Here is a 15012-nt window from a genome sequence, read left to right as displayed (position 1 = left end):
AATTGACCGGGAGGAACTCAATGTCCAAACTTACAAGACGCCACGCGCTCGCTCTGATTGCGTCCGCAACCGGTGCTGCGTGTACGTCCACAGGTAAGCCCGCCGTGCAGCTCGGGAATGAGTCTGAGCCGTTGAAGAGTTTGGCCGCCGCAAAAGGCATTCACTTCGGCACGGCGATGGATGTGGGTGAGGTGTCCCAACCAGCGTATCTCGATATTGTCTTGCGTGATTGCGCCGTGATCGTAGCCGAGAACGAACACAAGATGTACACGATTCAGCCAACGCCGGATGCCATGAACTGGATGCCGGGCGATACGCTGGTGGCGTTTGCGAAAGCCAACAGTCTCGGCATGCGGGGCCACACTTTGCTATGGCAGCATCCGCAGTGGCTCCCCGACTGGATCAACGAAATAGATTTTGCGAACGCCTCGGAAGCCGAAGCCGTCCTGGGTGGTTATATCACAGCGGTGGCGTCGCGAGACGCTGATTTCATCTATTCCTGGGATGTGGTGAACGAGACGATCGACCCGGAAACCGGAGACATTCGCGAGACCTCCTTCACCCGAGCCATGGGGTCGGACGTGTTGGATTTTGCATTCCGCACGGCACGCGCAGCGGCGCCGGATGCAACGTTGGCCTACAACGATTATATGAGCTGGGAGCCCAGCCATGAAAAACATCGCACAGGCGTGCTGCGCATGCTCGAGCGTTTGAAACGCAACGGGGCACCCATTGATGCACTTGGCATTCAAAGTCATTCCAATGATGCGCCGCCTTCGGCCTTTACGCCGACCCAGCAAAAAATCTGGCGGGACTTCGTGGAAGAGGCCATCGGTATGGGGTTGGACATCTACCTCACCGAATTCGACGTGAATGACTCGATGATGGCTCCTGGCATTGTTCAGCGCGACCAGGAGATTGCCGCGTTTACGCGGGACTATCTCGACATGATGTTCAGCTATCGGGAGACCAAGGACCTGTTGATGTGGGGTCTGGCGGACAATCACAGCTGGCTGCAGGGATTCAAACCGCGCGAAGACGGGGTGGAAAAACGACCGACCCTTTACGATTCCAGCTATCGCCCCAAGCTGATGCGCGACGCCGTTGCGTCTGCGCTCAAGGCTGCGCCAACCCGCACGTGAACTGCGCCACATTACCCCATCTGGCTGAATCGTCTTGAAAAAATTACATAAAGGCTTGAGGTTTGGGTGTTAAGTCGGCGCAAGACATCGAAAGAAAAGCAGGGCGGGAACCCTGCTCACGGGATAAGAAGAACAAGTATGTCCGAAAAAATTACAAAGTCGGGACGTCGCCAGCACGCGACCATCAAGGAGGTCGCCGAACTCGCTGGCGTTTCACAGATGACGGTCTCGCGTGTGCTCAATCGCCGGGATGTCGTGCGTGAAGCGACCCGGGCGCGTGTCGAAGATGCCATCCGGGAACTGAAGTACCGCCCGAACCTGCTCGCGCGCAGCCTTGCGGGTGGGAGCTCCCTGTTCATCGGCATGATTTTCAACAACCCCAGCAACTCCTATCTCAGTGAGCTGCTCATCGGCGCAATGAACCGGTGCCGAGAAGCGGGGCACCACCTCGTGCTCGAGGATTTCTCCTCCTATCAGGACCCTTCCGACGTGGATGAGCTTGTGGGGCGCGTCAGCGGCGCCGGTCTGGACGGCATTCTCGTCGTACCCCCACTCAGCGAAGACGACCTCCTGCTTTCCAAGCTGGAGGAGGCAGGCATCCCTTGCGTCCTTATCGCGCCAAAAGCTCCGCCAGAATCGGGCACAAGCCTCGCCATCGATGATGAAGCCGCGGCCAAGCGTATGACGGAATACCTGATCGCTCGTGGCCATACCCGGATCGGCTTCGTGATCGGCGCCGAAGACCAGATATCCTCGCATCGCCGCTATAGCGGGTTCCAGCTGGCGATGAAGGAACGCGGCCTCGACATTGACCCAAATCTTATCCGGCGGGGTCGGTTTACCTATCGCAGCGGCATGGAAGCGGCCGACAAGATGCTGGACCTCGCAGACCAGCCCACGGCAATCTTTGCCAGCAATGATGATATGGCCGCCGGCGTGATCGCATCGGCTTTCCGTCATGGTAAGCGCGTACCGGAAGACATTTCCGTGGTCGGATATGATGATACACCCATCGCCAGCGCGATCTGGCCGCAGCTGACCACGGTGCGTCAGCCGATTGCTGAAATGGGCTATCAGTCAGTTGATTTGCTGGCAGCGTTCATTTCGGATGATGAAGCCGAGCTGGGCGAGCTGAACCCGATTCTCGATGTTGCGATCATTGAGCGGGATTCGGTCATCAAGGTCTGAATCTAGGCGCCTCAGGTTTCGCGAATGGTCAGGCTTATCTGAGCCGACAGCGTTTCGCCGGGTGCGAGGCTGTGCAGTCCTGTCAGCTCGGCCGGATGCTGGCTGTTTACCGCGTCGGGCGCATGGCTAACGGGTTCAACGCAGAAGAAATCCTGTTGCTTTGGTGTGTATATCACCATGTGGCCGAGCTCTGCGTCCGAGACCATTTCAACGCACAGGTTCCGGCTTGGCCATTCGACGCGGCTTGTCCGGTCTGACACGGTGAAGGCATTGTCGAGGTCGAGCTCAGCCACGACACGCCAGTCCGACAGATCGGCGCTCGCGGCCGGTACGTCCAGCCTATCGGGGATCATGCCCTCATCCGACATCCAGACCCGGTCGACCGGCACTTTCACGCGCGCGTCCAAGCGGGGGAAATAGGGGTGCCAACCAAGCCCTGCGGGCATGGTCTCATCTGCCTTGTTGGTAAGGCGAAGCATCAGGTGCAGACCGTCATCCCGGAGCTTGAATTCCTGTTCCGCGCGATAGGCCCACGGCCAGTCTCCGGGACAGTAGTCAAACACTAACCGCGCATGATCGCTGCCATGCTCTGCAACTTGCCAAGCCGCATGCCAAGCCTGGCCGTGAATGGCGTGGGGTTCCGGCAGGAAGTTTGGCGCGAGGGATATATCTCGGCCTTGCCAAGCAAAGTGCCCTTCGGAAATCCGGCCCGAGAACGGGAAAAGAGGAAAGCCGGCGGTTTGTAGCGGGCTTTCATCTGCTGTGCGCGTAAGAGGGCGCAGAATGTCCTGAGCCTTGTAGGTCAACCCACCCACACTGCCGCCGAGATCCGGCAACAGGATGAGCTCTAGGGCTCCTCTCTGAAGTACAAGGCGCGACAGCGCAGTTGAATCGGCCAAACCCCGATCTCCCTCTTTCGTAAGCATTGGCTACAAAGCATGCTAACGCTAACATTAAAAGCTTGAATAGCTTTTTCGCTGGGTCGCGAGGCTGCGGCAGCGGCGGATCTACCGGGGTTCGCCAAGTTGATAATCCGCTCTTGCGATGGCAAAGATGAAATGATAGCGGTATCATTTATCGGACAGTCGCACTCAGACGGGCTGCCAGGGAGGACATTCCGAACGTGTTTCTAGGGATCGACATAGGCACATCCAGCGTAAAGGCAGCGCTGATCGATGAGGCAGGACGCCAAGTTGAAGTCAGCCAGGCGGAGCTCCCGATTTCGCGTCCCAAACCCCTGTGGTCCGAACAAAATCCGTCCGATTGGTGGACCGCCACGAACATGGCCGTCGCGAAGCTGGATGTGAATCGCCGTCATCAGGTGAAGGCTGTCGGCCTGTCCGGCCAGATGCACGGTGCGACGCTTCTTGATAAATCTCTTGCTCCGATTCGGCCGGCGATCCTCTGGAATGACGGACGCAGCTTTGAAGAATGCCGCGACCTCCAAGAGAGTACACCAGCCTTTGTGTCTAAGGGCGGCAATCTTGTCATGCCTGGCTTTACTGCGCCAAAACTCGAATGGGTGCGCCGTCATGAGCCAAGTGCATTCGAGAAAGTGCACAAGGTGCTCCTTCCCAAGGACTATGTCCGCCTGCGGATGACTGGCGATCTCGCCTCCGACATGTCGGATTCCTCAGGCACGCTGTGGATGGATGTCGAGGTGCGGACCTGGTCTGAGGAATTGCTTGCTGCTTGTGGCCTCACTGTCGACCATATGCCAAAGCTCTATGAAGGCCATGAAGTGACCGGTGTGCTTCGCCAGGAAGCGGCAGAGGCATGGGGTATGGATCGTGTTCCTGTTGTCGCCGGCGGCGGTGACAATGCAGCGGGCGCAGCCGGGGTTGGCGTGATTGATGAGGGTGAAGCGCTGCTGTCGCTTGGCACGTCCGGCGTAATTTTCGTGGCGGGGAATACGTTCCGCTCCAATCCCGATTCTGCAGCGCATGCGTTCTGTCATGCCTTGCCGGATCGGTGGCACCTGATGTCGGTCATGTTGAGTGCAGCCAGCTGTCTCGACTGGGCCGTCAAACTGACCGGGACATCCGATGCGGGAGAGCTTGTGAAGCTCGCCCAGACAGAGGCAGGCCTAGCCGGGTCTGAGCAATTCCTCCCCTATCTGTCTGGCGAGCGCACACCTCATAACAATCCCCATGCGTCGGGTGTCCTGTTCGGTCTGAACCATGATTCCGGCTCTGCGCAGATCGGCCAGGCCGTGCTTGAGGGCGTCGCCTTCGGTATGGCGGATGGTTTCCGCGCCCTTGTGGAGTCCGGTGTGGACGTACATTCGATTTCGGTTATCGGCGGTGGCGCGCAATCCACGTATTGGGGGCGCATCCTGTCCGCTGTGCTGGACCGCCCCATGGTTTACCGTGACGGCGCGGCCACTGGCCCGGCCTACGGCGCCGCGCGCCTGGCTCGCTACGCCAGCATGGGCGGATCAGTCGAAGAAATGTTCGAGGCACCCGAAGTGCTGCAGATTGTTGAGCCAAAAGAAAGCGACCGCGACCGGCTCGCTCCGAAATATGAGAAATTCGGTGTGCTGTACCGTATACTGAAAGATACCTTCTGAGGAGAATAAAGACATGGCTGATGGACAGATCAACGTAGGCGGAGACCCCGTCTTCAAGGGCATCGACCCAATCAAGTTTGAGGGACCAGACAGCGACAACCCGCTGGCTTATCGCTATTATAACAAGGACCAGATGGTCATGGGCAGGCGGATGGAAGACCATCTGCGCATGGCCGTCTGCTATTGGCATACTTTCTGCTGGGACGGTTTTGACGTCTTTGGTGGCGGGACCTTCAATCGCCCCTGGCATGGTGGCGCAAATGACCGCGCCGCAGCCGACGCGAAGATGGCCGCAGCTTTCGAATTTTTCAGCAAGCTCGGCCTGCCTTACTATTGTTTCCACGACGTGGACGTCACCGAGGAATCTCCGACACCGGACGATCTGTCGAACAATCTCAAGCGTCAGGCCGACCGCCTCGCAGCCTATCAGGAAGCGACCGGCATCAAGCTGCTCTGGGGTACGGCCAATTTGTTCAGCAACCCGCGCTTCGGCGCCGGCGGCCTGACCAATCCTAACCCGGAAGTTGCTGCCGTTGCGGTCCGCCAGATACGCGACTGTATGGAAGTGACGCAGGCGCTTGGAGGCGAGAACTATGTGCTTTGGGGTGGCCGCGAAGGCTACGATACCCTGCTGAATACGGACCTCGACCGAGAGCTTGGCAATTTCGGCCGCTTCCTCGCAATGGTCGTCGACCACAAGCACAAGATCGGCTTTGAAGGAAAGATCCTAATCGAGCCCAAGCCACACGAGCCGATGTATCACCAGTATGATTTCGATTCTGCGACCGTGTACGGCTTTCTGAAGCGCTTCGGTCTCGAAGACGAAGTCCAGGTCAATATCGAGCCGAACCATGCCACGTTGGCTGGCCACAGCTTCGCGCATGAGATCGCGACAGCGGTATCGCTCGGCATCATGGGTTCGATCGACATCAATTGCGGCAATTACCAGAATGGCTGGGATACCGACCAGTTCAATCTCGACATTCGCGACATCACGCTGGCGCTGATCGAATTGTTGCCATCCGGCGGTCTCGACACAGGCGGCTTCAACTTTGATGCCAAGGTACGTCGTCAGTCGAGCACGGTCGAAGACCTGTTCTACGCTCATGTCGGAGGAGTCGACGCATTGGCCCGCGCGCTGCTGTCGGCGGCGGACATTCTTGAAAAGGGCGAGATCGCCAAGCTCAAGACCGCGCGGTATGCGGGGTGGGAGAATTCCGACCTTGGCAGAATGATGCTTTCGGAAGGTGCAAGCCTGGAGAGCATCGCCAACAAGGCTGCCGAGTCGGGCGTAAATCCGTCCCATACAAGCGGCCGTCAGGAAATGTTGGAAAACCTCGTGAACCGCAGCCTGAAATAAACTGAACAGCGGCAGGCCTTGCCGAGCGTATTGAGCGCGGGCAAGGCCTTGTCACTGTAGGGAAAAAGAAGCTAGGCTTGTCGGCCATACCCCTAAGAGCGGACGAACTTGCTGGCGGCGGATTTCTGCTGCGCGATTGGCTTGCTCTCAAGGGTTTCAACCGAGGAGCCGCGATGACTGACGGGCTAAAAGCGCACAGGACTGCCGGACATGTCCGGCCTGCCACCATCATTGATGTTGCCCGCGAAGCAGGCGTGTCCTTCAAGACGGTCAGCCGCGTGCTGAATGGCGAGACCAATGTGCGCGAAGAGACCCGCTTGAAGGTGCTCGAAGCGGTCAAGACGCTGAACTATCGGACCAATCACAATGCGCGCAATCTGCGGGCTCGCCACAGTCACATCATCTGCCTGTTCTATGCGAACCCGTCGCGCAACTATATCGGCGAGGTCCAGCTGGGCGCTCTGCAACGTTGCCAAGCCTTTGGTTACAGCCTCATCACCGAGGATTGCAGCGACAATCATACGTCGCTGCTTGCACTGAGGGCCGAAACCAAGCTGGCCGGAGCTATCCTGACGCCGCCATTATCGGACGACAAGAACCTCATCACCGAACTCGAAAACCGTGGTATTCCATTCGTTCGAATTGCGCCTGCAGAAGACGTTGAGCATGGTCAGGATGTGGCCATCGACGATGCTGCGGCTGCGCGAGAGATGACGGAGTATCTGATCGGACTCGGCCATCGGCGGATCGGCTTCATCAAGGGGGCCGATTCTCATGCGCAGGCTGTCCGGCGTTTTGCCGGTTACCGGCAGGCACTGGAAGAAGAGGGCATCCCCCTCGATCCTGATCTAATCGAGGATGGTGATTTCGCGTTTGACTCCGGTGTCTCATGCTCTGAGAAACTCTTGTCATTGCCTGACCGTCCGACCGCGATATTTGCGAGTAATGACGACATGGCTGCCGGTGTACTCGCGACGGCGTATCGCCGCCAGGTGAATGTACCAGCCAACCTTTCCGTAGTGGGTTTCGACGATACGCCGCTGGCCACGACAATCAGTCCGTCTTTGACGACGATTTACCAGCCAAGTCGCGAACTTGCTGCAGAGGCCGTCAGCATGTTGCTGGAAGAGGCTGCCCCTACCGGCGATGCGCCCCGCCACAAGTTGCTCGAATACAAGTTGATGCTACGGCAATCCACTGCCGCGCCACGCGCATGACGCGCAATTCGCGAGTTTCCCAGTCAGCCGCTTTCGTGTAAGTCGCGCGGCGATGACCAAGATTACGCCTCTTCCGCATATCGCCCAGACCAAGCCCTATGTGCCCGGCGGCAAGCTCGCCGGCGCGAGTGGCTCCGTCATCATGCTGGCCTCCAACGAGAATCCGTTCGGCCCCAGCCCGAAAGCCATTGAGGCGATGAAGGCGGTGGCGGGCGATGTGCACGTCTACCCTGATCCGGAATACCGTGCCCTGCGGGAAACGATTGCCGAGGCGGTTGGCATTGCCGATTCTAGCCGTGTGGTGGTTTCCGCGGGGTCTGACGAGATCATTCACTTGTTGACCCAGAGCTATGCCGGACCGGGCGACGAAATCCTGTTCACCGAGCACGCCTTTTCCATGTATCGCGTTTCGGCATTGTCGCACGGCGCAACGCCAGTGACTGTCCCGGAAACCGATCTGACCGCGGGCGTCAACGCCATCCTTGGCGCGGTCTCGGAGCGGACGAAAATCCTGTTCCTCGCGAATCCGAATAATCCGACTGGCACGATGCTGCCCGTCGAGGCGCTGGAACAGCTGCAGGACAGCCTGCCGCCGCATGTCTTGTTCGTCGTCGACGGTGCCTATGCCGAATATGTCGGCCCGGAATATGAAGCGCAAATTCGGGACCTCGTGGACCGGAAAGCCAATACGGTGATGATGCGGACCTTCTCCAAGATTCATGGGCTTGCGGCCTTGCGTCTTGGCTGGGGGTACATGCCTGCCGAGATCGCTGAGACCTATCAGCGTATTCGCGGACCCTTCAACGTGAATGGTCTCGCTGTGGCAGCCGGCATGGCCAGCATTCAGGATACCGACTTCCTGACGAAAAGCTGGGACCATAATACCGACTGGCGCGCCCGCATGACCGCGGCCTTGAATGCGATGGGCCTTCCGACCCCGCATAGCGACGCGAACTTCGTGCTGACGGAGTTCGGCTCCTCAGAGCGCGCTACGGCGGCTAACGACTTCCTCAAGGCGCGCAACATCCTTGTCCGCGCTGTTGGGGGCTACGGCCTGCCGGAACGATTGCGGATTACAGTCGGCTCGGCCGACGACAATCAGGCGGTCCTGGACGCGCTGAAAGAGTTCACCGCGTCACGCTGATATTGTCGATCAGGCGCGTCTTTCCGAGCCATGCCGCGCCGAGCAGCCGCGCAACCGTGCCAGATGACAGGGGCGCGTCGGGCAGGTCCTCCAGGGAGGCTGGGTCGACAAGGCTGACATAGTTCATCTCGGTAAACCCGGAGGCCATGATCAGGCGCCGGGCTTCTTCCAGCACATCTGACGGCTTTGCGCCAAGTGATAGACGGACCGAGGCCCGGTGCAAGGCTGCCTGCATCGCCCCGGCGCTGCGACGCTGTTCAGGCGATAGGTAGAGGTTGCGAGAGGACTGGGCGAGCCCATCAGCCTCACGTGTGGTTTCGCCGCCAAGAATTTCGATTGGAAAGCCGAGGTCTTTCACCATGCGCCGGATGATCTGGAGCTGCTGGTAATCCTTCTCCCCGAACACGGCGACATCCGGCTGGACATGCAGGAACAGCCGCGCCACCACAGTCGCCACGCCGTAGAAGAAATGGGGACGATAGATGCCGTCCAGCAGATCAGACATCTGCTCCACTCGTACATTGGTGCGGGTGCCCTCCGGATACATTTCCTCGACGGTAGGCAAGTATACGAGATCACAGCCCGCCGAATCGAGTTTGGTCCGATCAGCCGATTCGTCGCGCGGATATGTGTCGAAATCTTCACCGGGTGCGAATTGTGTGGGGTTCACGAAGATGCTCGCGACCACTTTTGTCACCTTTGTGCGTGCCATCTGCACAAGGGAAAGGTGCCCCCCGTGAAGGGCGCCCATTGTGGGAACAAATCCAATAGTTTCACCGGCTTGGCGCCATGCCCGAATCTGTTGTTGCAGCTCGGCCCGCGAGTGGACGGCCGCCGTTAACTTACCTGTCATGGAATTCACTATGAAATCTTCCCGTATGAGGATTGTTTAAAACGTCCCGCCAAAGGATTTCGTAAACGCGTTGTTAACCCATTCGGAGGAATTTCAAACTCATGACACATCGCATTCTCGCTCCGCTAAAAACCTTCGCGCTTTCTATCGGTCTCCGACTGGCAGCAGGCAAGTCCAGACTCGCTGAAACGGCTGTTCCAGAGCCGATCCGCGAATATCTGAACCCGAACGCGGTCGACGAATGGATGTTTGATCGCGACGGCAGCCCGGTGACCGAAGCGGCAACGCTTTATTCCCGCGACTTCGGACGCATCTCAAATACGCTTTCCAGCCTTCGCGCATTGCTCACTGACATTGCGGCACATGCCCCCGTCAGCGCCGAGCTGCCCTTGCAGGCTGCTTTCGGTCCAATCACTTCGGACGATGTCCTCTTCGATGGTGAGCCGATGGCTGCGCATTATGGCGACGTTCCGGCTGAAGACGCCGATCTCTTCATGGACGTGGTTCCCAGCAGCAAGTCTGTTGGTGCCGAGATGTCTCACGTCGCCTGAGCCCTAACGAACTGAAATACCTCTGAAGGAGTCGCCCGTAATGCCCGCTGATGGATTCGCACCGCTTGAAACGGTTAGCGGCCCGGACCTGTCAGCGCAGCAGCGCGAGGCCCGCGTCATTGTCGTAGGCAATGAAAAGGGCGGAGCTGGCAAGTCGACCGTCTCCATGCATTTGTCCGTCGCTCTGATGCGGATGGGCAAGAAGGTTGGCGTCATCGATCTTGATGTGCGCCAGCGCAGCCTCACCCGTTATCTCGAAAACCGCCTCCGCTGGATGCAATCCACCGGTGCGAAACTTCCCATGCCGGAAATCGTGCGCGTGGATGCCTCTACAGAGCGCGATCTCGATAAGGCTGAATCCGAGGAGACCCAGCGTTTTCTCAGCAGCGTGGCGCGCCTCAAGAAAGCCTGCGATTTCATCATCATCGATGGTCCGGGCGGTGACACCTATCTCTCGCGTCTTGCGCATGTGAATGCAGACACGCTGATCACGCCGCTGAATGACAGTTTCGTCGATTTTGACCTGTTGGGCGATGTGAACCCGCAGACGCTCGAAGTATTGCGTCCAAGCTTCTACTCAGAAATGGTCTGGTCCTGTCGCAAGAAGAAGGCTCAGACGTCGCGCCGTCCGATTGACTGGATCGTGATGCGCAACCGCATGTCGCCTCTAGCGGCGCGTAACAAGGAGCGCGTCGGCGAAGCGCTGACCAATCTGTCCAAGCGGATCGGGTTCCGCCTTGCGCCAGGTCTCTCTGAGCGCGTGATTTATCGCGAACTGTTCCCGGCTGGTCTGACCCTGCTCGATCTTACCGAGAAGGGCTCCAATATCTCCTTCACAATGAGCCATGTCGCCGCCCGTCAGGAAATGCGTGACTTGTTGATCATCATGCAGCTGCCAGAGCTGGTCGGCGCCGAAATCGAATTCTGATCTGTTGAGAAATGGATATTACGAAAGGCCAGCCTTGGGGCTGGCTTTTCGCGTTTCTGGGGCTCACACTCCTCCTAAAAGCAGGAGGAAGCGCAGATGGTGTTCAACAATAGCGACTGGCTGGCACAGGTTCAGGAAGATATTGTCGATCCTGATCGCGAGATCATCGATCCGCATCACCATCTCTGGCCCCAGGCGGACATGTACTACAATGTGCCGGAATTCCTCGCTGACCTGACCAGCGGGCATAATGTCGTGCAGACGGTGTTCATGGAGTGCGGTGCGGCCTATCGCGAGGATGGACCGGATCACCTCAAACCCGTCGGCGAGACCGAGTTCGTGGCCTCCGCTGCAGCCGAGATGAAGACGAAGGGCGGGCCCTGTATCGCAGGGATTGTCGGGCATGCCGACCTTCGGGGTCCGCATCTGGAAGTAGTACTTGATGCTCACCGGGAGGCTGCCAACGGCTTGTTCCGCGGCATCCGCCATGCGGGTTCACGCGACACGAGCGGCGCGACCTTGCGCATTCCGGGCCGGGCGCCTGAGCGTCTCTATGCGGATGAAGATTTCCGCCGGGGCGTGCAATTGCTGGGCGAGCACGACCTGTCCTATGACACATGGCACTATCACCACCAAAACCGCGACTATCTCGACCTGGTGAAGGCGGTGCCGAACACGACCATGGTGCTCGACCATTTCGGCACGCCCATCGGTATCGGCCCATATGCCGACAAGCGCGAAGAGATCTTCGAGCAGTGGCAAGATGACATGGCCGACCTGTCCCATTGCCCGAACGTCGTCGCCAAACTGGGTGGCCTTGCCATGCCGGACAATGGCTGGGGCTGGCATGAGCGTGAGACGCCGCCGACCTCGGACGAATTCGTGCTGGCCCAACAGCGCTATTACGATCACATGATCGACTGTTTCGGTGCAGCCCGCTGCATGTTCGAGAGCAACTTCCCGGTGGATCGCTGGTCCATCAGCTACCCGGTCCTGTGGAATGGCTTGAAGAAAATTGCCGCCAAATACTCCGAAGTGGAGCAACGCGCGCTGTTCACGGAAACCGCGCGGCGCATCTACCGGCTGTAGCCACGCCTAGGCAGGGGCCAGCATAGACTTTATAGGCCTCGGCCTATGACGACATTTCCATTCGAGATCAAGGCGACCGAGGGCAAGGCCCGTACGGGCACGCTCAAGACACCGCGCGGCGAAATCCGCACGCCGGCCTTCATGCCTGTGGGTACGGCCGGCACGGTCAAGGCGCTCTATATGGACCAGGTGAAGGACGCCGGGGCAGATATCATCCTCGGCAATACCTATCACCTCATGCTGCGGCCCGGCGCAGAGCGCGTGAAACGCCTTGGTGGCCTGCACAGCTTCGCGCATTGGGATGGCCCGATGCTGACTGATAGCGGAGGTTTCCAGGTCTGGTCGCTGGCACAGCTCCGTAAGATGGATGCCGACGGCGTCACCTTCCAGAGCCATATTGACGGCTCCACCCACCGGCTGACGCCGGCGCGCAGCATCGAGATCCAGGCTGACCTGCTCGGCGCCGACATCTCCATGCAGCTTGACGAATGCACCGATTATCCCTGTTCGCACGCAGAGGCCGAGCGTAGCCTCGACCTGTCGCTTGATTGGGGTCAGCGGAGCCTGGACGCCTTTGGCGACCGCGAGGGCCAGACCCTGTTCGGCATCGTGCAGGGATCAAACTTCGCAGACCTTCGCGAGAAGTCCGCCAAAGGCGTCGTCTCGCAAGGCTTTGGGGGTATCGCGCTCGGCGGGCTCGCTGTGGGTGAGGGGCATGACCAGATGTGTGCCACCATCGACATGACGGTGCCGCACCTGCCGGGCCATTTGCCACGCTATGTGATGGGCGTCGGCAAGCCGATCGATCTGGTGGAAAGCGTCGCGCGTGGCATCGATATGTTCGACTGCGTCCTGCCCACGCGGTCCGGTCGCCACGGTCAGGCCTGGACCTGGGACGGGCCGGTGAACGTCAAGAATGCGCGGTTCGCGGAAGACACTTCACCGCTCGACGAGGCAGTGAACTGCAACGCCAGTCAGGACTATTCACGCGCCTATTATCACCACCTCTTCAAGGCGGGTGAGTATCTCGGGCCCATGCTGCTCAGCTGGCACAATACGGCTTTCTTTCAGGCTCTTATGCAAGAAATTCGGCTCAGTATTGCGGAGGGACGGTTTCAAGCCCTGCGTCATCGACTTCAGACGGCTTGGGCGTCGACGAAGTCGGCTCCGAAGGACCAACAGGGGTAAGATTGTCGAGTTGCTTTTGTTGATAGGCGTCATACGCGCCTGAATTCGGCATAGTCGGCGCATCGCCCTTGAAGGTGACCGCCGTTGGGTCGCGCTCTGCGGCGAAGTCCGGACGAGCGGGCAGGGGGCAATCCATGGCGAGGCCCATGCCTTTCAGATATGCCCGTCGTTGCGCACCGATCTTGTAGGCGAGATTATACTTCTTCTCGTGGCTTTCCGCGCCCGTAGCTTTACGGACGATGCCCCGGAACGGAATCAGGCCGCGGGCTTCCGAGGCGCGGCTGAATCCGCCAGCTTCTCGGTGCGAAGACGTTCATCCGGAACCGGCGTATCCCAGTCAGGGCCAAGCACGGCATCAAGGTCGGCCAATCGCTGTTCGATTTCCTCACAACTCATTTTCTCTGGAAGTTCGTAGGGGCTCTGCACCCCTTTAAGAATGGGCGGGATTTCTTCCCTGCGCAGGTTGAAATCCTCAAGCGGCGAAAGCGCAGCATCCGACAGGCCCGAACGGGTCTGCGTGTAGGCGCTGCCGGCCGCGTCGCTGACATTTTCGGTCAGGTTGCCGGTCGAAGCGGTTTTTTGTGTTGTCGGGGCAGGTTGGCTGGCGCATGCGCCAACTGCTGCAAGTGTAAGGAAAAGGGGCCATGTACGTCTCATGCGGCGAGGGTGATGCGAAAATTGTGGCGACTTCAAGCCATACAATGCAAGAGGCGGTTGACCGCTCGGTTCTGGTCGCCTAAATCGCGCGTTCCGGCGTGCCCTTAGCTCAGCTGGTAGAGCAACTGACTTTTAATCAGTAGGTCACAGGTTCGAACCCTGTAGGGCACACCATTCTTTTCCTTTTTTGACGAAGTCAAAAATTTTCGATTCACAGGATCGAAAATCGGAAAAGAATGATTGAGGTGTAGCTGAGACATCTGCGTCTTCTCCGATTACCCCGATTTAACCCCGCCGGCCACGTCTCCTCGGAACATCTCGCGCTTGTCGCCCGTTGGTTTTCCGAAAGGAGACTCATCATGAACAAGCAAGAAACAGATCTCGATACCCAGCGCCAGAACGACCTCAGCAAGCAGCGAGGTGATGGCGAGACCCCCGGCCGCGAGGATACGAATCAGGCTGGCTACCGCAGCACGGACGACCAGCCGCAGGACGGCGAGCACGGATTCTTGCGGGATGACGGTCAGAAGGACCGACCTGAGGCCCCAGGCACCGCCGCAGAACGTGCTCAGCGTCTGGATGAGGGCAAGAACCCCGTCCTGATGCCGCGCGATGGGCGTCATCCCAATGCCCCCGAGACGCTCAATGCCGATACTGGTGCCGAAGACACAAAGGCGGGCGCATTGAAACAGTCTCCAGACACTCACGAACTCGAAGACGCCTATTCCCAAAACGACCCGGGGGTGGAGACCAAACAGTAAAACAGCAAAAAGAGCCGGACTGGGGCAAACCCCATCCGGTGTTGCGATCAGGTCCTGGCGGATGGAGCAAAACTCCGGACGCTGGGGCCTTTTTTATGGATGGAGTAAACAATAGTAGCCCCGAGTGCACGCGAAGCCGCTTCCATCCGCCGGGAGCAGGAAGAAGGGACGCTGATTCCCCTCTCTCACGCTCCGGACCGTCAAGCCAGCAGCCATGCCGTAGGCCGCCGACAGACATCACTCTACACCGTATTCAACCCGGTTGGATTTGAGCGGATATGAGCATTGAAAATGCTGGAGAAAGTCGCGCATTGGCAGAGGATAGTGGCAGCGGAACCGTTGTTCCTGACCTGTTGAGACGGTAA

The 15012-nt window shown here is 58.8% G+C and carries 14 protein-coding genes and 1 tRNA gene; 12 read left to right on the top strand and 3 right to left on the bottom strand.

Features of this window, described 5'->3' with window-relative positions:
• Positions 1-20 precede the first annotated feature (20 nt).
• Both L53_RS06595 and L53_RS06590 read left to right on the top strand, forming a co-directional pair.
• On the top strand, positions 21-1142 hold the full coding sequence (locus L53_RS06595; protein WP_034813425.1) for an endo-1,4-beta-xylanase: 1122 nt from the start codon (positions 21-23) through the stop codon (positions 1140-1142).
• A 138-nt stretch (positions 1143-1280) separates the two neighbouring features.
• Complete coding sequence (locus tag L53_RS06590; protein ID WP_034813422.1) at positions 1281-2330, top strand: LacI family DNA-binding transcriptional regulator; 1050 nt, start codon at positions 1281-1283, stop codon at positions 2328-2330.
• 11 nt (positions 2331-2341) lie between these two features.
• Here L53_RS06590 and L53_RS06585 read toward each other — a convergent pair whose 3' ends face one another.
• Positions 2342-3229 carry an aldose 1-epimerase gene (locus L53_RS06585; RefSeq protein ID WP_198019757.1) on the bottom strand — a complete coding sequence of 296 codons (888 nt, stop codon included), beginning with the start codon at positions 3227-3229 and terminating at the stop codon, positions 2342-2344.
• 224 nt (positions 3230-3453) lie between these two features.
• On the opposite strand from L53_RS06585, the gene xylB reads away from it, so the two are divergent.
• From xylB to hisC, 4 genes are all read left to right on the top strand, one after another.
• On the top strand, positions 3454-4899 hold the full coding sequence (xylB, locus tag L53_RS06580; RefSeq protein WP_034813420.1) for a xylulokinase: 1446 nt from the start codon (positions 3454-3456) through the stop codon (positions 4897-4899).
• Positions 4900-4912: 13 nt separating this feature from the next.
• Positions 4913-6259, top strand: a complete 1347-nt coding sequence (gene xylA / locus L53_RS06575) for a xylose isomerase (protein WP_051607670.1) — start codon at positions 4913-4915, stop codon at positions 6257-6259.
• 173 nt (positions 6260-6432) lie between these two features.
• Positions 6433-7476, top strand: coding sequence for a LacI family DNA-binding transcriptional regulator (locus L53_RS06570; RefSeq protein WP_034814247.1), 1044 nt, complete (start codon positions 6433-6435; stop codon positions 7474-7476).
• 52 nt (positions 7477-7528) lie between these two features.
• Entirely contained in the window at positions 7529-8620 is a 1092-nt protein-coding gene (gene hisC / locus L53_RS06565) for a histidinol-phosphate transaminase (RefSeq protein ID WP_034813419.1), read from the top strand.
• On the opposite strand, the gene panC is transcribed toward hisC, so the two are convergent.
• Positions 8604-9473 carry a pantoate--beta-alanine ligase gene (panC, locus tag L53_RS06560; RefSeq protein WP_034813416.1) on the bottom strand — a complete coding sequence of 290 codons (870 nt, stop codon included), beginning with the start codon at positions 9471-9473 and terminating at the stop codon, positions 8604-8606. The two genes, hisC and panC, sit on opposite strands and share 17 nt — an antisense overlap.
• A gap of 101 nt (positions 9474-9574) precedes the next feature.
• On the opposite strand from panC, the gene L53_RS06555 reads away from it, so the two are divergent.
• From L53_RS06555 to tgt, 4 genes are all read left to right on the top strand, one after another.
• On the top strand, positions 9575-10024 hold the full coding sequence (locus L53_RS06555) for a hypothetical protein (RefSeq protein ID WP_034813413.1): 450 nt from the start codon (positions 9575-9577) through the stop codon (positions 10022-10024).
• 40 nt (positions 10025-10064) lie between these two features.
• Positions 10065-10952 carry a division plane positioning ATPase MipZ gene (locus L53_RS06550; protein ID WP_051607668.1) on the top strand — a complete coding sequence of 296 codons (888 nt, stop codon included), beginning with the start codon at positions 10065-10067 and terminating at the stop codon, positions 10950-10952.
• A 96-nt stretch (positions 10953-11048) separates the two neighbouring features.
• Positions 11049-12041 carry an amidohydrolase gene (locus L53_RS06545; protein ID WP_034813410.1) on the top strand — a complete coding sequence of 331 codons (993 nt, stop codon included), beginning with the start codon at positions 11049-11051 and terminating at the stop codon, positions 12039-12041.
• Between the two features lie 45 nt (positions 12042-12086).
• The gene (gene tgt / locus L53_RS06540) at positions 12087-13229 is read left to right on the top strand and encodes a tRNA guanosine(34) transglycosylase Tgt (RefSeq protein WP_034813408.1); all 1143 of its coding nucleotides are present in this window, start codon (positions 12087-12089) and stop codon (positions 13227-13229) included.
• A gap of 255 nt (positions 13230-13484) precedes the next feature.
• Here tgt and L53_RS16305 read toward each other — a convergent pair whose 3' ends face one another.
• On the bottom strand, positions 13485-13886 hold the full coding sequence (locus L53_RS16305; RefSeq protein WP_051607667.1) for a hypothetical protein: 402 nt from the start codon (positions 13884-13886) through the stop codon (positions 13485-13487).
• 98 nt (positions 13887-13984) lie between these two features.
• Here L53_RS16305 and L53_RS06530 point away from each other — a divergent pair.
• Together L53_RS06530 and L53_RS06525 are read left to right on the top strand one after the other, a co-directional pair.
• Positions 13985-14060: transfer RNA gene (locus tag L53_RS06530), tRNA-Lys, on the top strand.
• A gap of 185 nt (positions 14061-14245) precedes the next feature.
• Positions 14246-14647 carry a hypothetical protein gene (locus tag L53_RS06525; protein WP_034813404.1) on the top strand — a complete coding sequence of 134 codons (402 nt, stop codon included), beginning with the start codon at positions 14246-14248 and terminating at the stop codon, positions 14645-14647.
• Positions 14648-15012 lie beyond the last annotated feature (365 nt).

It is taken from the genome of Hyphomonas sp. L-53-1-40, assembly GCF_000682775.1.
Lineage (GTDB): Bacteria > Pseudomonadota > Alphaproteobacteria > Caulobacterales > Hyphomonadaceae > Hyphomonas.
The sequence above is the reverse complement of the archived record's forward strand: the minus strand, read 5'-3'. Positions and strand labels throughout refer to the sequence as shown.